Origin of the sequence: Hymenobacter swuensis DY53, from assembly GCF_000576555.1 — a bacterium.
GTDB lineage: Bacteria > Bacteroidota > Bacteroidia > Cytophagales > Hymenobacteraceae > Hymenobacter > Hymenobacter swuensis.
In genome coordinates this window covers 2251016-2269314 of record NZ_CP007145.1, presented here as the reverse complement: position 1 = coordinate 2269314, position 18299 = coordinate 2251016, and the positions used below count along the sequence as shown (strand labels likewise).

Sequence of the window (18299 nt, the reverse complement as noted above, 5' to 3'; positions counted from 1 at the left end):
AACATCCTTCACAACTTCACCTTCCACAATTTCACCTCTATCCCAGGCCTTCGGCGGATTCGCCGGGGGCAGGCTCGGCGCTGCCCAGGGTGGGGGCCGTTGCGGCAGGGCCGGCGGGCATTGGGCTCAGGTCCCAAGTGGTTTGCATTTCGCGCAGGCCGGCGTAAGCGGTGAGGTCGTACTGGCAGGGCACGATGGAAATGTAGTTGTGAGCCAGTGCGTACTCATCCGTATCCTGGCCCTCATCGAAGTTCACGAAGGAGCCGATCAGCCAGTAATAAGGGCGCTTGTAGGGGTCGTGGCGTAGGTCGAATTCCTCCTGCCACTTGGCCCGGGCCTGGCGGCACAGGCGCACGCCGGCAATGGGCTCGGCCGAGTTCTTCGGGATGTTTACGTTCAGGGCCGTACCCTGCGGGATGCCGTGGGTCAGGGCTTGGCGGGCCAACTGCTCCACCCAGGGCTCCACGTGGGAGAAGTCGGCATTGTGGCCGTAGTCACAGAGGGAGAAGCCGATAGCCGGCAGGCCTTCAATTGCCGCTTCAATTGCCGCCGACATCGTACCGGAGTACAGCACATTCACGGCCGAGTTGGAACCGTGGTTGATGCCCGACACCACCAGATCGGGGCGGCGGTCCTTGAGGACGTGGTGCTTGGCCAGCTTCACGCAGTCGGCCGGGGTACCGCTGCACTCGTAGGCTTCCACGCCTTCAAAGATGTTGCTGGCATCAAGCCGCAGCGGGTGGCCGATAGTAATAGCGTGGCCCATGCCCGACTGCGGTGAGTTGGGCGCTACCACTACAACTTCGCCCAGCCGGCGCATCACGCGCACCAGCACGGCAATACCGGGGGCCGTGATGCCGTCGTCGTTGGAAATCAGAATCAAGGGCTTGCGAGGTTCAGCAGACACGGACAACAGGAAAAGGAAGTAGAAAAAGGGAACTGGGGCAAAGGTAAGGCGGTCGGCGCTGAGCTTACCACCGTCTTGCCTTACTTAACCAAACGCCAACGGCCGGGCCGGGGTTTTCAACATCTGCCGCGCAGCCTGCGTATAGCCCGGCTATGCTGCTTCGTGTTTTGCCTGCCGCCGTCCCGCTGATGGCCCTTTTCCTGTCCGGCCTCACGGGCTGCGACTCGCCTACTACCACCCGCACGGCCTCTGACCCTGGCACGCCGCCCTTCACGGCCGCCAACGGCGAGTCGCCGGCCTCCCCCGGCTCGGCGGCCGTAGCCCAGGCGGGCTCCGTGGGCACGGCTCCCTCGGGCGCGCCCCTCCCCGATTCGCTGCACCTTATCAGCCCCGGCCGGGCGGGCCGGCTGCGGCTGGGCATGACGGAAAAACGCTTGAAAAACGTAGTTCCCACCGAGTTACTCACCCGCACCACTTACCAGGACCGGGACGGCCGACGCCTGCCCGCCTACGAACTACGCGACGCCCAGAACCCCCAGGCCCCGGCTACTATCCTACACCTCATCGGCGACTCAGCCACCGGCTTTCGGTTGCGGCGCATCCGGATCTATTCGTCCCTGTATCGCACGGCCGAAGGTATTGGGGTAGGCTCGCCGTTTGGGGCGGCCCGCCAGAACCTGGGGCTCACGCGCATCCGCAACACCCCGGCGGGGCTGGCGGCGGTGTCGGGCGAGGTGCAGCTGGCCTGGGTTATCGACCCCAATTCCCTGCCCAATAAGCCCCCGGAGCAGATTCAGTCCAGCGAGATTCCACCCGCCTCGCGCATCACGGGTGTACTGCTGTACAAGTAGGCTCCGCTACGGTCAGATTGTACTCCGCCGCAAATAGTGTACTTTGGCAAACTCAGATGTATTCCGATACATCCGTATTGTTGCACTAAACCGTCCCGGCCCGACCCTCTGCCCTCCTATGGCTCTGTTTGCAAACCGCTACCGCACCCATGATCTGGGGCTTTTACTGCTCCGCGTGGGCATTGGCGTGATGTTCACCCTGCATGGTTACCCCAAGCTGACGGGGGGCATGGAAGCCTGGACCCAGGTGGGCGGCACCATGAAGCTCATCGGCATCAACTTCGCGCCGGCCTTTTGGGGGTTTCTAGCGGCGGCGGCCGAAGCGGTGGGCGGCCAGCTGCTGGCCATTGGGCTGTTTTTCCGGGTGGCCTGCGTGTTTCTGCTGGGTACGATGATCATGGCGACCATCATGCACCTGAGCAGCGGCGACGATTTCAACGCTTATTCCCACGCCCTTGAATCGGCCATCCTGTTCCTGAGCCTGGCGTTTATTGGCCCCGGCCGCTACAGCGTGGATCAGCTGCTGTTTCCGGCTCCGCGGCGTCTGTACTAACTTTTCTTCCGGCCCCTGTGAAAGTCATTTCGTGCCCGGCACGGAGTGACTTTTCTTTTTATGCGCCACCTTCGGGGCCGATCTACGTCCTTACCGCCCTACCAGCCCGTGTCTATGTTCCCTGCTTTCCTTACTTCCCTACTGCTTACTTCCGCCGCTATTCCAGCTGCCCCTACCGACTGGCGCACGCCCTTCGAGAAAGGCAACGGCAATACCACCACCACCCATGCTGAGTGCATCCGCTACTACCAGCAGTTGGATACGGCCTACCCCGAAATTCAGCTGCGCGAAGCAGGCCAGACCGACAGCGGCCGGCCGCTGCACGAGGTGGTGGTCTCACTGGATGGAGATTTTGAGCCTGCTTCCGTGCGGGCCAAAAACCGGCGTGTGGTGTTCATTCAGAACGGGATTCACCCCGGCGAGCCGGAGGGCATCGATGCCAGTATGCAGCTGGCCCGCGACTACGTGCAGAAGAAGGAGCTGCGCCAGCAGCTGGCCGATGTGGTGCTGGTCATCATCCCCATCTACAACGTGGACGGCGCCCTGAACCGCAACGCCACCACCCGTACCAACCAGAACGGACCCGAGAGCTACGGCTTCCGGGGCAACGCCCGCAACCTCGACCTGAACCGGGACTACATCAAGCAGGACTCGCGCAACGCCCGCGCCTTTGCCCAGCTGTTTCAGCGCTGGCAGCCCGAGATATACGTGGACACCCACACCTCCAATGGGGCCGATTACCAGTACACGATGACGCTCATTGCCACCCAGAAGGACAAGCTGCATCCAGCCCTGAGTCAGTACATGCAGCAACGGTTACTACCTGCTTTGTACGGTGGAATGGACAAGAAAAAGTGGTACCTGACGCCGTATGTAGACTTCGAGGGCCGCACGCCCGACGCCCGGGGCCTGGTAGGTTTTCTGGAAACGCCCCGCTACTCCACCGGCTACACCACCCTGTTCAACACCATCGGCTTCGTGACGGAAACGCACATGCTGAAGGCGTACGCGCCCCGCGTGCGCGCCACCTACGATTTCCTGGACCTGCTCATCCGGCAAGTGCACCAAGACGGTGCGGCCATTGCCCAAGCCCGTACCACGGCCGCGCAGCAGACCCGTGAGCAGCAGCAGTTTGCCTTGGGCTGGCGGCTGGATACCACCCAGGCCGAACAGTTCACGTTCCGGGGCTTCGCGGGCAAAACAAAGCCCAGCGAAGTCAGTGGCCTGCCCCGCCTCTATTATGACCGCGCCGCGCCCTACACCAAATCCATTCCGTACTACAATACCTTCCGGCCCACCACCACCGTGCAGCGCCCCCGCGCCTACGTGCTGCCCCAGGCCTGGGGCGAAGTGGTGGAGCGGCTGCGCCTCTCCGGCGTGCAGATGCGGCCGCTATCCGCCGATACCATCATCAACGGTGAATCGTACTACATTCAGGATTACAAAACTGCTTCCCGCCCCTACGAGGGCCACTACCTGCACTCTCAGGTACAGGTGCGCCCGGTACAGCAGCCCCGGCCCTTCCTGCGCGGCGACTACCTGATTCCGCTCGACCAGCCGGCGGCCCGCTACCTCATCGAAACGCTGGAGCCCCAGGCCACCGATTCCTTTTTCGCCTGGGGGTTCTTCGACAGCGTGTTGCAGCAGAAGGAGCACTTTTCCGATTACGTGTTCGAGGATATAGCCGCCGACCTGCTGCGCCGCCGGCCGGAGTTACGCGTTCAACTAGAAGCAAAGAAGAAACAGGACCCTGCCTTTGCCGCCAGTGCCGCCGCCCAGCTCGACTGGGTGTACCGCCAATCCGACCACTACGAGGCCTCGCACCTGCGCTACCCGGTGCTGCGGGTGCTGTAGGCCGCTTTCATAGCTGCCCAGCATTCCGAGGTTGCGAGAAATCTGGCGGAATGACGTTCTTTTTTACAGCTACTTACTCTTACCGGCGTTCAGCGAGTTGGCGTAGTTCACCAGATAGGCCAGTTCGCGGGCGTCGGTATAGCTGAGCTTGTTGTCTTTGGCGTATTGCTCCAGCTGCCGCGAATTGCCGTGGAAGTAAGCCAGCAGATCTTTTTTGGGGTTGCGCAGGCTGATGACATTGCCATTGGGCAAACCCAGGTAGAAGTTGTCCTTGACATCGGTATAATACCCCACGGTGCGGCCGGCTCCACCGTAACCGTAGCCGTACGGGCCGGTAGCCGTAACGGGCCGCTGTACCAGCCCCTCACGCCGCAACAAAATGATGGGGCCATTGCTTAGCTGCTCGAAGAAGCCGGGAGCCCGGAAGTCGCTATAGTCGTTGTCCCGGTTCCAGCGGTAGGTCCGGAACACACGCACCAACTCCGTATCAGGCCGCTCACGGCGGCGGGGTATGGGTTGGGTGTAGAGCGGGTTGCCATAGTAGTAGCCCTGCCGCATGGCGTAAAAATCGTCGTAGTAGAACCGTTCCCGGCTTTGGTCGTATTGCTCGCCCTGCACCGCGAAGCTCTGCACGCTCACGGCCGGTAGGGTACGCACGGTGTTATCGGCCAGCTCCATGAGCAGCGTCTCCTCAGTGCGGTGCAGCTGCACGGGCCCGGTGAGCGTGTCGCCGGTAGTGAGCAGTACAGTGGCCCGGTTGAACTGCTGGGTGAAACCCTGCCCGCCGCGCTGGGCTTGGGCAGCCAGTGAACAAAGCGCCGACAACCCAATCATAATCACCCGGAAAAACCAATTGCGTTTCATGTGGGGGAAGGTATATATCTGTTCCGACATTCCCCCGCTCCCTATCAGTCCGGTGTCAGTTGCGGGCCTACAAACCGCGTTCCGTGCTTTTCGGCTAATGCTTTCCGACTATCCGGACCTTGATCGGGCAGTTGGCTCACTAACCGAAAATACTCCTCCATGGAGCCGGCCGGCTGATGCATCACGATAAGACGGGCCGGACCTTCGCTTGTTTTTACAAAGGCGTGCACCACTTCCCGGGGAACGAACAGGGAGTCGCCGGCCCGCAGGCGCAACATCTCGGTTCCGGCCTGGAACTTGAACTCGCCTTCCACCACGTAAAACCACTCGTCAAGGTCGGTGTGCAAATGAAGCGCCGGACCAATTTTAGCGCGCCGTAGCGTATCAAAAATCACGCATCGTCCTTCATTATCCTGGCCCGATACCTTCACAGTAAACGTAGCATCCAGAAACTGAAAAGGCTGGCCTGACCGGTCCTGACCCGCCCGCACCAATATACTTCTCTTTGGCAAAGGGCCCGTGGTCCCCAGCGCGGGCAGGGTATAGGCCAACGCTGGCGCAGCCAAAGACAGCTGCAAAAAAGAACGACGTTGCATAGGAATGAAATGTTAGGCGAAATTGAATTTACCATTTATCATCCTGACATTCAATCAATTCACCCAATCATGTGATGCAGTACTCCGGGTTTTCACTCTACTTACCGGCATTACCAAAAGCGTAAAAACAGGAACGTCCGCGGCCGGTTAGGGCCACGGACGTTCCTGTAGGGTAGCAGCCGGACGGATTACTCCGCCGCAGTGGCCGCCGTATCCGGGTGCGGGGTACGGTCTTTGTGCAGGATGGTGTGGCCCAGTTTGTCGCGCTTGGTGGTCAGGTACCGCTCGTTGTGCTCATTGGGCTCCACCTCAATAGCTACCGACTCCACGATTTCGAGGCCGTAACCCATCAGGCCGGTGCGCTTGCGGGGGTTATTGGAGAGCAGGCGCATCTGCGAGATACCCAGGTCGCGCAGGATTTGGGCACCCACGCCGTAGTCCCGCTCATCCATGCCGAAGCCCAGCTCGATGTTGGCTTCCACCGTGTCGCGGCCCTGCTCCTGCAGCTTGTAAGCGCGTAGCTTGTTGAGCAGCCCGATACCCCGGCCCTCCTGGTTCATGTACACAATCACGCCCCGGCCCTCGCGCTCAATCTGCTGCATGGCGCGGTGCAGCTGGGGGCCACAGTCGCAGCGGCAGCTCCCGAAGATGTCGCCCGTCACGCAGGAGCTGTGCACGCGCACCAGCACCGGCTCGGGTCCCGAAATGTCGCCTTTCACTAGGGCTAGGTGCTGGGCATTGGTAGTGCGCTGGGTGTAGGCAATCAGGTCGAAGTCGCCGTAGTCGGTGGGCAGCTTCACCGAAATTTCGCGGTTGATGAGGCTCTCCTTCTCGAGACGATACTTGATCAGGTCCTGCACCGAAATCAGCTTCAGGTTCCACTTATCGGCAATTTCACGCAGCTCAGGCAGGCGGGCCATTTCGCCGTCTTCCTTCAGGATTTCCACCAGTACCCCGGCCGGCTCGAACCCGGCGAGACGGGAAAGGTCGATGGCGGCTTCGGTGTGGCCGGCGCGACGCAGCACGCCTTCCTTGCGGGCTTTGAGCGGGAAAATATGGCCCGGCTTGCCCAGTTCCTCCGGCTTGGTGTCGGGGTCGATGAGGGCCAGAATGGTTTTAGAGCGGTCAGAGGCCGAAATGCCGGTGGTCACGCCGTTCTTCAACAGGTCGATGCTCACGGTGAAGGGCGTGGAGTGCAGGGCCGTGTTGCGGCCCACCATCAGCTCCAAACCCAGCTCTTCGCAACGCTGCTCAATGAGCGGGGCGCACACGAGGCCGCGGCCGTGGGTGGCCATAAAGTTGATGACTTCGGGCGTGGCGCAGCGGGCGGCACAGATAAAGTCGCCTTCGTTTTCACGGTCTTCGTCGTCAACGACTACTACGACTTTGCCGGCGCGGATATCGGCAATGGCGTCTTCAATGGAATCCAGCATGGAGCGCGGATTAAACGGATGGAGTGTGAAGGGCGCGGATTTCGGATTTCCTGGGCAGGAATCCACGCCGGAGTGCCGCTACAACCAGCAACGGTGCCGCGAAGTTACGAAGCGGTGAAGTTGCGAAAGGTGAAATTGTGAAACCTCTTCAGTCAGTGCGAGCAGAGCGAAGCAATCTATCCTTTTAGAGGCGCGAAACGTTGGGGCAACGACGTACCATAACATTTGCTGTTTTAATAGCAGTGGCTTGTCAGCTTTCCAGGGTTTGTTTTGTCTAGGAGGACGGATTGCTTCGACACTGGCTTGATACGCCACATGCTCGCACTGACCGGAAGTGTTGCACAATTTCACCTTTCACAACCTCATTACTTACTCCCCCGCCAGTTCGGTGGCGCGGTGCTGAGCGGCTTTGATACCGGCTGTGAGGGTTTCTGCCAGGCCGCCGGCGCGGAACTCGCGTAGGGCCGCTTCAGTGGTGCCGCCTTTGGAAGCCACGGCGGCAATGAGTTCGTCTGGGCTTTTGTCGGAGGTGTTGAGCAGGTGGTAAGCGCCCAGCATCGTCTGCTTCACCAGTAGCCCGGCCACCGACTCCGAGAAGCCCAGCTCCTGTCCGGCCCGCATCATGGCCTGCACAATGTAGTAGAAGTAGGCTGGGCCGCTGCCACTCACGGCCGTCACGGCGTCGAGCAGGCTCTCATCTTCCAGAAAAATGGACCGCCCAGTGGCATTGAGCAGGTTTTCGACCTGGTGTAAACGGCTGCGTTCCACCTCGGGCGAGGCCGAAAACCCGGTAATGCCCATGCCCAGCAGCGCCGGCGTGTTGGGCATGGCCCGCAGCACCTGCCGATGCTCAAGCTCGCGCTGCAGTCGGGCAATAGGAATGCCGGCCATAATGGATACCACCACCTGCTCGGGCCGCAGCACCGCCCGCAGGCCGGCGGCTACTTTGCTGAAATCCTGGGGCTTCACGGCCACGAATACCATGTCGTAGTCGCCCACGGCGGGGCTGAGCTCGGCTACGGGCAGGCCCGGGTGCGTGGCCGTGAGGCGCTGGCAATGGTCGAGGTGGCGGCCCAGCAACAGCAGATCGGGGCGGCCGACGAGGTTGTAGTGTAGAAAGGATTTGGCGAAGGCCATGCCCATGTTTCCGCAGCCCAGAATGGCAATGCGCAGTGGTTTCATACAAGCAGCGGCCGGCCGGAAAATAGCCCGGCAGCCGGCCCAACATAAGCAGGAAAGCCGGAAAACCGATGCGCACCGGGCCGGCTTTCTACGCCGCCTGACTAGCTGCACCGGACGGCGGGCAGGCTGAGCCGGGTCGAACCCTATCATTTTTACCTATATATTTCCATCCGAATATTTCCTCTTCCCCTACCTACTATGAAAACATTCGTCACTGCGCTGCTGGGTGCTGCCTTACTCACGGGCTGCGAGCAGGCCCAGCAAGCCAAAGAATCGTACTCGGCCCTCTCGAAGCTGAAAGAAGCCGGCGAGAACCTGGAAGCCAACATGGACCAGGCCAAAACCCAGCGCGAGGAACGCGTGAAGCGCGGCGATACGCTGTCGTTGCCCTACAAGGAGCTGCAGGCTTTTCTGCCCACCGAGGTGAGCGGCTACACCGCGGCCAACCCCACCGGCCAGTCGATGAAGATGAGCGGCATTGCGTTTTCCACGGCCGGTCGCGACTTCACCAAGGACAGCGTAACGGTAAAAACCGAACTCATCGACTACAACGGCGCCAATCAGCTCTATCAGGGGGCCTCGGCCATGCTGGGCCTGGGCATGGAAAGCGAGGATGACGAGCAGATTACCAAATCCACCACGCTGGGCATTAAAGGCGCTTCGGGCATGGCCACCTACCGCAAAAAGGACCGCCAGGCCGAGCTGATGCTGGCCGTCGGCAACCGGTTCCTGATCAAAGTCTCCGCCGACAAGCAGCCCGATCTGGAGCTGGTAGAATCGGTAGCCAAGCAGATGCAGCTAGAGAAACTGGCGGAGATGTAAGACAAAGCAGGAACTGTCATTGCGAGGGGTAGCCGAAGCAATCTGTCCTTCACGAAGCTCCCAGCTTTGACCTATGCAAAAGCCCCTGACGCCAGAACGACCATCAGGGGCTTTTTGCTTCTTCGGGGTTTGGCGCGCAGAAAAGGACGGATTGCTTCGGCCTCCGGCCTCGCAATGACAGTTCCTATTGCTTCCCTCACCGCTTGTGCTGAAACCGTTGGGTGGGCTCCCAGACAGTGGTTTTCACGCCCCGCAGAAACCGCCCCAACCCCAGCAGCAAGGCCCCATTCATGCTGTAGAAATGCGTGATAAACCGCAACAGCCGCAGATGCACGCCCAGCCGGTGCAGGGCCGCGTCCAGGAGCAGCAAAGCCGGCGCGGCCAACTGCCCGGCCAGCATCAGCTGGTAAAACCAGCCTCCCCCCCACAGCACCAGCACCGCGTTGCACAGCAGCATGAGCAGCAGCAGCAGCGGCGTGAGCCAGCGTAGCACCTTATGCGACCAGTACGCGAAACTCACGCCCCGCCAGGGCGGCCACAGCAGCCGCCGGAACGCCACCAGATTCTGGAAGTTGCCGGCCGATATGCGGGCCTTGCGCCGGAATTCCTCCGGGAGCTTGTCCGACACGTCCTCGTGGCACACGGCCTGCAGTTCGTTGAGGGCCTGGTAGCCGTCCTCCAGCACAGCCATCGAAATGAAGAAGTCATCGACGATGAAGGTGCGTGGGGCCGGGTGGTAGCAGGCGCGGCGCACCGCAAAGCAGCCCCCGAAAGCCCCAATCATGCTGCCCCACACCACGCCTTCCTGATACTTGATGAGGTTTTCGCGCTCCAGATAGGCTTTTTCCTGACCCGAAATGCCGTCCTGACGGTGGTCGGGGTTGAGAATGTTGCCGCCCACCTGCCCCACGCGGGGGTTGCGAAAGTGCTTCACGAGCTTGTACAGCGTATCGGGCGTGAAAAACACGTTGGCATCGGTGAGCACCAGCACCGGCGCAGTTGCCTCCGCCGATAAGGCTTCCATCACGCCGGGCTTGCCGGTGCGCTGCCCGAACGGCCGGAACCGCAACCGGGGATACTCGCGGGCCAGTTGCTCCACCAGCGCGTTGGTGCGGTCAGAGGAATTGTCGGAGCCGATGTAGAAGGTGAGCTTCTCGGGCGGGTAGGTGGTGGCGAAGGTGGAGTGGATTTTCTGCTCGATCACCTGCTCCTCGTTGTACACGGCCAGCAGCACGTCTACCCGGGGCAGCTCGGGGCTGTCGGGCGCGTACACGTCGGTATTTTGTTGGCGGCCCTGGGCCAGGCGGCCCAGCAGGGCCGGAAACAGCACGTAGGTGTGCGCCACTAGTCCCAGACTGCCCCAGAGGCCCACGGCGGCCAGCCCGTCAATGAGCGGCAACACGGGGCGCGGGCTGCAGAATGGTGTACAAATCGAGGAAGCTTTCCACTACCCGGCGGTTATCGTAGAGGCGGGAAATGGTGCGGGCGGCTTCCTCCCCGATGGCCTGCTGGCCCAGCTCGCCGCGGTAGTAGCGGCCCAGGTGCGCGAGCCACTCCTCGGGCGAGTCGCCGAGCACAATATCAAAGCCGGGCCGCACGTGGATGCCCTCGGCCCCCAGGCCGGTACTCAGGATGCACTTGCCCAACGCCATACCCTCAATAATCTTGATGCGCATGCCGCCCCCGCTCAGCAAGGGCACCAGCATCAGCTCGTACTGCTGCATAAACTGCTGGGCCGACTCCACGAAGCCGTGCACCGTCACGCCGGGCAGCTGCAGGCTGCGGATGTGCTCGGGCGTGTCTTTGCCGGCAATGTGCAGCTCCAGCTCAGGGTACTGCGCCTTGGCCCGGGGCCAGACTTCGCGCAGAAACCAATCAAAGCCCTCCAGGTTGGGCAGCCAGTTCAGCGAGCCAATCATAAACAAAGTGCGCGGCCGGGGCCGGATGGCCGGGTCGCGGCGGAAGCGGCTCAGGTCCACGCCAGCGGGCACGAACACCACCGGCTCAGGGCAGCCCAGTTGGCGCAGGCGCTGCTGGTCGGCCTCGGTAATGGCGGCCACCCCGTCCACGCGGTGCAACATCCTTTCTTCAAAGATTTTAAGCCGCTGAGCCAGTTTGCGCAGGTACCATTTCTTCAGCGGATTGCCCGCGTTGCGCGCCAGTTGCTCCCAGATGGTGTACTCCACGTTGTGCGCCCGCAGCACCACCGGCGGCAACGGCCGGGCGGCTTCCTTATCGGCCTCAGCCCAATAGCCAGCGTACCAGGCCACAAACGTGCCTTCCAGCTGCACCACGTCAACCTGTTCCCGGGCCAGCAGCTCGGCCAGCCGGACCTTCACTTCCTCGCTCACAAACCGCTCCACGTTGTAGGGTAGCTGGCTGGAAAGCAGGTTGCGCAGGGCCTTTAGGGGAGAGAGGTTGGTGTTCACGTCCACGGTCAACAGGCGCACGTTGGGGCCCAGGTGGTCGAGGACGGTGGCGGGCTGGTGGTGCTTGGGCGTGTTGATGGCCAGCACCGTTACGCGGTGCCCGGCGCGGGCCAAGCCGGCGGCCACGTCGTACATGGCAATGGCCCCGCCATCGTGGGGCGGATACGGAACGCGCGGACAAAGCTGCAGAATATGCACGGGCAGAAAGGAGGATTCAGGTCAGACCGCAAAGCTACGAACCAACAGCCCGCAACCTACTTCCGGCCTTCTTCCGGCACAGAACCGAATACCCGGCCACCACAGAGCAGCACCAGCACACCGGATTCCTCGCGACGCCCCAAGTAGCAAACCGGCGCCTATGCCGGCTTTTTCGTCTGGTTTACATGGAAGCCCGTGGAATGACGGTGCCCAGCATATTAGCCAGCTGGTTGTCCATCTGCTTGAGCAAGTGGATAGTTTGTAAATTTTCCATCATACTAGCCTCGTCTACCGGGTTACGCAGGGCTTCGAGACGCACGGCCAGCTCCCGCTCCACATTCACCTTATTGAGGCGCAGAATAGCGTTATCGCAGGCGGTTTGCAACAGGTCCAGTTCGCGGGGTACGTGAATCTGGTGGGTGGTCCAGTTGGGGCTGAGCTCGTACTTCTCGGTGGCCAGTTCGGCCACTACGCTGCGGATATCGGAGCGGCCATGCTGGATGAGTGTGCGCACCTCGGGCCAGCGGCCCTGGTTCAGCTCTTCGCGGCACAGGTGCAGCAAATCGGCGTAGAGGCCGGTTTTGAAGCCAGTGCCCTCCAGCTGCTCCAGCAGATACTGCGCCACCGATACCTCCGGGGCCAGTGGCTGTGCCGAGTAGAGCAGCAGCAGCCGCACTACTTCCCGCTCGCACCGCTCCAGCACGTCGGGCACCGGCTCCAGGTCCTCGCGGGTGAGGGTCTGCAGGTCGCCGCCACCCATCAGGTCCTCCGGCGACGCGCCGTACATCAGGGCCTCGGCTTCTTCCTCAGGGCTCATGGGCCGCGGGGCCGGGCGCGGGCTGGCGCCGCCACTACTCGGCGCCTGCTGGCCGCCACTGTAGCCGCCCGCCGCCCCGCTCCCGCTGCTGCTCTGGCCGCCGGGGGATTTACCGGAAGCGTTGCGCACCAGCTTGTTGTACTCCGTGATGAGCACCTGCTCATCGATACCAAATTCCTGCGAAGTCTGCTGCAGAAATACCTGCCGCTTGATGGGGTCGGGCACTTTGCTGATGCTTTGCAGCACTTCCCGAATGGCCTCGGCCTTCTTCACCGGGTCGTGGGCCGCCTCCCTGCTCACCAGGTCGGTTTTGAACTGGATAAAATCCTGGCTGGCGCCTTCCAGGTGCTCCCGGAAGCGCTGGTCGCCGACTTTGCGGATGTAGCTGTCGGGGTCGTCGCCGTCGGGAAACAGCACCACGCGCACGTTCAAGCCACCTTCCAGCAGCATATCAATGCCGCGCAGCGAGGCCCGGATGCCGGCCGCGTCGCCGTCATACAGCACCGTCACGTTGTCGGTGTAGCGCTTGATGAGGCGGATCTGGCCGTCGGTGAGCGAGGTACCCGACGAGGCCACCACGTTCTTGATGCCACCCTGGTGCAGACTCAGCACGTCGAGGTAGCCTTCCACCAGATAGCATAGCTCCTCCGAGCGGATGGGCTGCCGGGCCTGGTAGAGCCCATACAGCACATCCGACTTGTGGTAAATCTCCGACTCGGGCGAGTTGAGGTACTTGGCGGTCTTGTCGTTGGGCTTGAGCGTGCGCGCCCCGAAGCCGATGACGCGGCCCGACACGTTGTGAATGGGGAACATCACGCGGCCCCGGAACCGGTCGTAGCGGCGGCCGGTGTCCTGGCCCTGGTCGTCTTCGCGGCGCACCACGAGGCCGGTTTTCTCCAGGTACTTCAGCTCGAAGCCTGCCACCGTGGCCGATTTCAGCAGGTCGTCCCACTGGTCCAGCGAGTAGCCCAGCTCGAAGGTTTTGATGGTGGCCTGGTTGAGGCCGCGCTGCCGGAGGTAGCTCCAGCCAATGCTCTGGCCTTCCTCGTTGTCCTGGAGCAGCTTGTGGTAGTGGTCTTTGGCCCAGTTCGAGACGATGAACTGAGAGTCCTTTTCGTTCTGGGCTAGCTGCTGCTCGGGCGTCTTTTCTTCCTCCTGAACGTCGATACCATACTTTTTGGCCAAGTATTTCAGGGCCTCCACGTAGCTGGTGCCCTCGATGTCCATGATGAACTGCACCACCCCGCCGGCCTTGCCGCACCCGAAGCACTTGTACAGGCCCTTGGCCGGGGCCACCGAGAAGCTCGGCGACTTTTCGTGGTGAAACGGGCAGCAGGCCCACATATTCTGGCCCTTGCGCTTGAGGCTCACGAAGTCGCCCACCACCTCCACAATGTCGGCGTGGTGGATAATCTGGTCGACGGTTTCTTTGGGGATACGGGCCAAGGCGGTGCGGGCAACGGGGTAGCAGCAGAACGGAACCCCAAAGGTAGGCAGGAACGGCGGCGAAGTGGCATGCCTCAGGCTTGTCACTTCGCGGCGAAGCCCTTGTGAACGTCATGCGGAGCTTGCCGAAGCATCTCTACCGCTTTGCTATGTTTAACAACGAAGTGGTAGAGATACTTCAACAAGCTCCATATAACGGTCTTTCGTTGCTCCTAGTAATTGTGGCTGGCGGTGGTTTTGGGAATGATAACCACGTAATCGTAGCCCAGAATGGTAGCCTGTAGCTCCTGACTGCTCACGGTGAGTTTGTCTTGGAGCAGGGCCCGGCGCAGGGGGCGCACGTCGAATACCTGCCACGGGCCGGTAGCGGCGGTACTGTTGGTGAAGGGCTTGACCATGGCCTCGTTATCGTACGAATACGTGGCGATGTTCTTGGTGAAATCGTCGGGGTTAGCCCCACCTGCCTGCTCGCCCTGTTTGCCGATGACGAAGATGTGGAGGGTTTTCTGGTCGTGCATGTCGGCCAGGTTCACGGCCAGATTCCCTACGTCATAGAAGTTGCCCGAGATACTGCGGCCCCGGCCCATATGCGCCGCCCCAAACTTAAAGAGCATAGTGGGCAATGGTTCCCCGGCTTTCTGGTAGGGCTGTAGCTCCGTCAGCAGGTTACGTTTCATCAGGTTCAGCCGGGCCTGGTGGGCACCGGGCTTACCGGACGCATTGGTCTGGTAAATGGCGACGCTGGCCAGAAAGTTATCCAGCATATCCTGCACCGCCGGGCTTTCCTGGCGCGCAATGGTGCGTAGGCTGTCGATGGTAACCGGCTGCAGCACAATCACGGTGCTGTGGTCGTACTTGCCCCTCACCATATCTGCCCGGTCGCGGGTCTGCGAAACTGCAGCCAGGCGGCGCAGGTAGCTTTTAGCCGCTTTATTTTTCACCTGATCGGCCATACCATCCAGCGTGAGGCCGGCCGTGGCCGCCCCTACCTGCTCCACGCCCACAATAGCCGTATTCTGGGACCGCAGGGCCCGGGCCAGCTCAAATTCCTCGGCCCAGCTATAGAAGGATAAGGCCATGGGGTACTTGTGCTCGAAGGCCGTGGGCAGCCCGGGTTTGGCGGCCAACTGGCTCAGGTTGCGGGCCTGGTACTTGTCGATTTCGGCTACGTACACTTTGGGTTGCAGCACCTGCGCCACCGCCTGGGTGAAGGCCGGAATCTGGGCCATGCCGTGGTCTTCACCCACCAGCACCCAGGCGCTTTTGCGAATATCCTGCTGCAGCTTTTCCCACCCCGGCCCGCTAAACTGCGCACCCGTTTGGGTGAGGCTAAACTGGTTCTGGCGCAACAGCCGCTGGAAAGTGGTATCGGTGGGGGCTTGCGCATGCGCGGCGGTGCTGAAAACTACTGCCAGCAGCAGGGAGCCGGCTCCGCGAGTAAAGCAACGCCGGAAACGGGAAGAAACGAGCATACAACCTGAAGTGTAAAAAATGAAGTGTAGCAATAGAATCCGCAAGAATACTGGCTTTCCGCCGGATTATCGGGCCAGCCGTGGAACAGAGGGGAATCCTCACCGACTGCCAGAATAGCCCGAACAGAAATCCGGACTGCGGCACCGACCGGCAAGTGGCCGCACAACTTCAGGCCCGTTTTCCGGGTTATCTTTGCGCTTTACCTCCTGACTTTTCCCGACTGACTATAATGGAACCCATTACCAAAGAAGCCGTCCTCAAGGCCCTAAGCTACGTGGAGGAGCCCGACCTGGGCAAAGACCTCGTGACGCTCAATATGATTGAGGACGTGCAGATTGACGGACGCCGCGTCTCGTTCACGGTGGTGCTCACCACCCCTGCCTGCCCCCTCAAACAGCTCATCCACGACGCCTGCGAGCGGGCCATCCACACGATGGTAGATAAGGACGCAGAAGTCGTCATCGTAATGACCTCGCGCGTGACCACCATGCGCCAGAACCGCGACTTGCTGCCCGGCGTGAAGAACATCATTGCCATTGCCTCGGGCAAGGGCGGCGTAGGCAAAAGCACCGTCACGGCCAATCTGGCCATTGCCTTGGCCAAAACCGGCGCCAAAGTAGGCCTCGTGGATGCCGATATCAGCGGCCCCAGCATGCCCCTCATGTTCGGCGTGATGAACGAGCGGCCCCACGTGTTCCAAGGCCCCGACGGCAAAAACCTCATCCAGCCCATCATTGCCCACGGCGTGAAGCTGATGAGCATCGGATTCCTAGCCCCGTCCGAGTCGGCCATTGTGTGGCGCGGCCCGATGGCTTCGTCGGCCCTCAAGCAGTTCATCACGGAAGTGGATTGGGGCGAGCTGGACTATCTGCTCCTCGACATGCCCCCCGGAACCTCCGACATCCACCTCACCATGGTGCAGACGGTGCCCGTCACCGGCTCGCTCATCGTGACCACGCCACAAAAAGTGGCTTTGGCCGACGCCGAGAAGGGTCTGCAGATGTTCCGGTTGCCGCAAATCAACGTGCCGGTGCTGGGCATTGTGGAAAACATGGCTTGGTTTACGCCTGCTGAGCTACCCGGTAATAAGTACTTCATCTTCGGCGAAGGCGGAGGCGTGGCCCTGGCCGAAAAGCACCAGGTGCCACTGCTGGGCCAGATTCCGCTGGTGCAAACTATCCGCGAAAACGGCGACCTGGGCACGCCTGCCATCCTGCAGGAAAACACGCCGGCCGCCGCCGTCTTCGCGCAGCTGGCCGAGGAGTTGGCCCGCCAAGTAAGCATCCGTAACGCCGTGGCGCCCAAAACCAACATCGTGGAAATGAAGTCGTAATGGAAACCCGGGCCTTAGGGCTGAAGCCTGGGGCTAATCAGCGGGCTTCTCGTTTTTCGCTGCATAGCCCAGGGCTTCAGCTCTGGGGCCTGCGTTTCTCCTGAACTTCTCCCCGCTCCGGCCGGTTTACCGTAGCGTCGGGCGAATGTTCTACCTTTGCTTTCGTATTGCCGACGCTGTCGGGCACTTTGCCGCCCAACCAGCGTACAACCCGTGAAATTCCCGTTATGACCGTATCGCCCACCGTGGAAACCCATCCGCTCCTGCCCCGCATCGAACAGGCCTTGGATACCATCCGGCCCTATCTGGCCGCCGACGGAGGCAACGTGCGCGTGCTGGAAATCACCGATGACATGGTGCTGCGCCTGGAGCTGCTCGGCGCCTGCGGTACCTGCCCCATGTCGCCGATGACGCTGAAAGCCGGCGTAGAGGAATCGGTGAAGAAGGCCGTGCCCGAAATCCGCGCCGTGGAGGCCATCAACCTCACGCCCATGTCGGCCCAGCCCGCCGGCCAGACCGGCCACCCTCAGTCGCCCTCGCCGGTACCTACTCCGCAGTTCTAAGCTTCTCAGGTAACGGACAGTAACGCCCCGCTCCTGCCGGTTTTCCGGTTGGGGCGGGGCGTTGTGGGTTTGAGGGAGAGGCGAGTAAAGGTAATGCTTACTTATAGCCTAAATTCAACTCTTTCATTTCAAAATAACACTGTTCACATACAAGCTTAATATTTGCAAAAACCATTGATTTATCATTCCATCCACCCTCTTTTTGCCTCACTTTTTCACATTCATCACACCAAGCCTGAAAATCTTCTTCTTCTTCTAATTCCATATTTTCGTGCGTTTCAAATGATTCTTCGAAACCCACTTTAGATGTGTGATTGAGGTGTTTACAGACAAACGCTATTCGTCTATAATCATGGACATCACACTCTATATATCTTTCTTTAATGAGTTGTGCAGATTCGGTATCAACAAATTCTTTTACAACTATAAAAACCAACAGATGCTCTGAAACGGGTCGGTAAACTCCAATACCGTCCGTAAGCTTAGCTGTAATGGCGCTTAACTCCCATGCTTCTTCCTCGCTACTTTCAAAATAGCCATCAGTCAATTTATCGAAATCGTATTTCTCACCAAACTCTCTAACACAATTCAGCTTCTCTTTTGCATCTGGTGAAATCATATCATTATCCCATGACCATTTCCATGTATTGGAATTTTTAGATAAGCTACCAACTCTTAGATATTTGAAATTGACTTCTTCTTCACCAGTCGAAAAAGTCAATAGACCAGTGGCATCATTATAGAACCAGTTCTCATATCCATCAATATCATATTCAACATTAAATACATCCTGCTTTTCTATTAACTCTTGAAGACATTCATTAGCAAATTTCGGATAGTTAATTTGACTCATTCTCGGGTCTATTAGTCGTTGATGGTTGTAGCTGATGCCTTGGTAAAGGTAATGCTTCTTGCATCAAGGATTCTGCCTCACTTACCCGCATTCCGCCGGCCCCATTACCTTTGCTGCTCCTACCA

The 18299-nt window shown here is 60.3% G+C and carries 16 protein-coding genes; 6 read left to right on the top strand and 10 right to left on the bottom strand.

Annotated elements, in window-relative coordinates; all coding sequences use genetic code 11:
• Positions 1–37 precede the first annotated feature (37 nt).
• On the bottom strand, positions 38–913 hold the full coding sequence (gene surE, locus HSW_RS11000) for a 5'/3'-nucleotidase SurE (protein ID WP_044001964.1): 876 nt from the start codon (positions 911–913) through the stop codon (positions 38–40).
• Between the two features lie 161 nt (positions 914–1074).
• On the opposite strand from surE, the gene HSW_RS10995 reads away from it, so the two are divergent.
• The 3 genes from HSW_RS10995 to HSW_RS10985 all read left to right on the top strand — a co-directional run bounded on the left by HSW_RS10995 (position 1075) and on the right by HSW_RS10985 (position 4165).
• Complete coding sequence (locus HSW_RS10995; RefSeq protein WP_155832928.1) at positions 1075–1758, top strand: hypothetical protein; 684 nt, start codon at positions 1075–1077, stop codon at positions 1756–1758.
• Positions 1759–1876: 118 nt separating this feature from the next.
• The gene (locus HSW_RS10990; protein WP_044001962.1) at positions 1877–2311 is read left to right on the top strand and encodes a DoxX family protein; all 435 of its coding nucleotides are present in this window, start codon (positions 1877–1879) and stop codon (positions 2309–2311) included.
• Between the two features lie 114 nt (positions 2312–2425).
• Positions 2426–4165 carry a M14 family metallopeptidase gene (locus HSW_RS10985; RefSeq protein WP_044001961.1) on the top strand — a complete coding sequence of 580 codons (1740 nt, stop codon included), beginning with the start codon at positions 2426–2428 and terminating at the stop codon, positions 4163–4165.
• A gap of 69 nt (positions 4166–4234) precedes the next feature.
• Here the strand turns inward: HSW_RS10985 and HSW_RS10980 are convergent, their stop codons facing one another.
• The 4 genes from HSW_RS10980 to proC form a co-directional block, all read right to left on the bottom strand.
• Positions 4235–5029: a hypothetical protein gene (locus HSW_RS10980; RefSeq protein ID WP_155832927.1), complete on the bottom strand. Its 795-nt coding sequence runs from the start codon at positions 5027–5029 to the stop codon at positions 4235–4237.
• 44 nt (positions 5030–5073) lie between these two features.
• Positions 5074–5625: a cupin domain-containing protein gene (locus tag HSW_RS10975; protein WP_044001959.1), complete on the bottom strand. Its 552-nt coding sequence runs from the start codon at positions 5623–5625 to the stop codon at positions 5074–5076.
• A gap of 188 nt (positions 5626–5813) precedes the next feature.
• The gene (locus HSW_RS10970; RefSeq protein ID WP_052346352.1) at positions 5814–7058 is read right to left on the bottom strand and encodes a bifunctional 3,4-dihydroxy-2-butanone-4-phosphate synthase/GTP cyclohydrolase II; all 1245 of its coding nucleotides are present in this window, start codon (positions 7056–7058) and stop codon (positions 5814–5816) included.
• A 369-nt stretch (positions 7059–7427) separates the two neighbouring features.
• Positions 7428–8231 carry a pyrroline-5-carboxylate reductase gene (proC, locus tag HSW_RS10965; protein WP_044004546.1) on the bottom strand — a complete coding sequence of 268 codons (804 nt, stop codon included), beginning with the start codon at positions 8229–8231 and terminating at the stop codon, positions 7428–7430.
• Positions 8232–8438: 207 nt separating this feature from the next.
• Between proC and HSW_RS10960 the strand changes: the two genes are divergently transcribed.
• Complete coding sequence (locus HSW_RS10960) at positions 8439–9062, top strand: hypothetical protein (RefSeq protein ID WP_044001958.1); 624 nt, start codon at positions 8439–8441, stop codon at positions 9060–9062.
• A gap of 196 nt (positions 9063–9258) precedes the next feature.
• On the opposite strand, the gene HSW_RS10955 is transcribed toward HSW_RS10960, so the two are convergent.
• The 4 genes from HSW_RS10955 to HSW_RS10940 form a co-directional block, all read right to left on the bottom strand.
• Positions 9259–10464, bottom strand: coding sequence for a glycosyltransferase (locus HSW_RS10955; RefSeq protein WP_197031988.1), 1206 nt, complete (start codon positions 10462–10464; stop codon positions 9259–9261).
• Positions 10448–11689 (bottom strand): glycosyltransferase family 4 protein, encoded by a 1242-nt coding sequence (locus HSW_RS10950; protein ID WP_155832926.1) that lies wholly within the window; start codon positions 11687–11689, stop codon positions 10448–10450. Before HSW_RS10950 ends, HSW_RS10955 begins: the two co-directional genes overlap by 17 nt.
• 181 nt (positions 11690–11870) lie before the next feature.
• Positions 11871–13952 (bottom strand): DNA primase, encoded by a 2082-nt coding sequence (gene dnaG / locus HSW_RS10945; RefSeq protein ID WP_044001957.1) that lies wholly within the window; start codon positions 13950–13952, stop codon positions 11871–11873.
• Between the two features lie 212 nt (positions 13953–14164).
• Positions 14165–15424, bottom strand: a complete 1260-nt coding sequence (locus tag HSW_RS10940) for a hypothetical protein (protein ID WP_044001956.1) — start codon at positions 15422–15424, stop codon at positions 14165–14167.
• A gap of 230 nt (positions 15425–15654) precedes the next feature.
• Between HSW_RS10940 and HSW_RS10935 the strand changes: the two genes are divergently transcribed.
• Together HSW_RS10935 and HSW_RS10930 are read left to right on the top strand one after the other, a co-directional pair.
• The gene (locus HSW_RS10935) at positions 15655–16758 is read left to right on the top strand and encodes an Mrp/NBP35 family ATP-binding protein (protein WP_044001955.1); all 1104 of its coding nucleotides are present in this window, start codon (positions 15655–15657) and stop codon (positions 16756–16758) included.
• Positions 16759–16985: 227 nt separating this feature from the next.
• Entirely contained in the window at positions 16986–17321 is a 336-nt protein-coding gene (locus tag HSW_RS10930; protein WP_052346812.1) for a NifU family protein, read from the top strand.
• A 97-nt stretch (positions 17322–17418) separates the two neighbouring features.
• On the opposite strand, the gene HSW_RS24250 is transcribed toward HSW_RS10930, so the two are convergent.
• Entirely contained in the window at positions 17419–18174 is a 756-nt protein-coding gene (locus HSW_RS24250) for a DUF6882 domain-containing protein (RefSeq protein WP_071883098.1), read from the bottom strand.
• Positions 18175–18299: the final 125 nt, after the last annotated feature.

Coding starts and splice junctions, on each gene's coding strand:
- HSW_RS10990 (WP_044001962.1), top strand. CDS start 1,877: ATGGCTCTGTTTGCAAACCGCTACCGCACCCATGATCTGGGGCTTTTA.
- HSW_RS10985 (WP_044001961.1), top strand. CDS start 2,426: ATGTTCCCTGCTTTCCTTACTTCCCTACTGCTTACTTCCGCCGCTATT.
- HSW_RS10980 (WP_155832927.1), bottom strand. CDS start 5,029: ATGAAACGCAATTGGTTTTTCCGGGTGATTATGATTGGGTTGTCGGCG.
- HSW_RS10975 (WP_044001959.1), bottom strand. CDS start 5,625: ATGCAACGTCGTTCTTTTTTGCAGCTGTCTTTGGCTGCGCCAGCGTTG.
- HSW_RS10970 (WP_052346352.1), bottom strand. CDS start 7,058: ATGCTGGATTCCATTGAAGACGCCATTGCCGATATCCGCGCCGGCAAA.
- HSW_RS10960 (WP_044001958.1), top strand. CDS start 8,439: ATGAAAACATTCGTCACTGCGCTGCTGGGTGCTGCCTTACTCACGGGC.
- HSW_RS10940 (WP_044001956.1), bottom strand. CDS start 15,424: ATGCTCGTTTCTTCCCGTTTCCGGCGTTGCTTTACTCGCGGAGCCGGC.
- HSW_RS10935 (WP_044001955.1), top strand. CDS start 15,655: ATGGAACCCATTACCAAAGAAGCCGTCCTCAAGGCCCTAAGCTACGTG.
- HSW_RS10930 (WP_052346812.1), top strand. CDS start 16,986: ATGACCGTATCGCCCACCGTGGAAACCCATCCGCTCCTGCCCCGCATC.
- HSW_RS24250 (WP_071883098.1), bottom strand. CDS start 18,174: ATGAGTCAAATTAACTATCCGAAATTTGCTAATGAATGTCTTCAAGAG.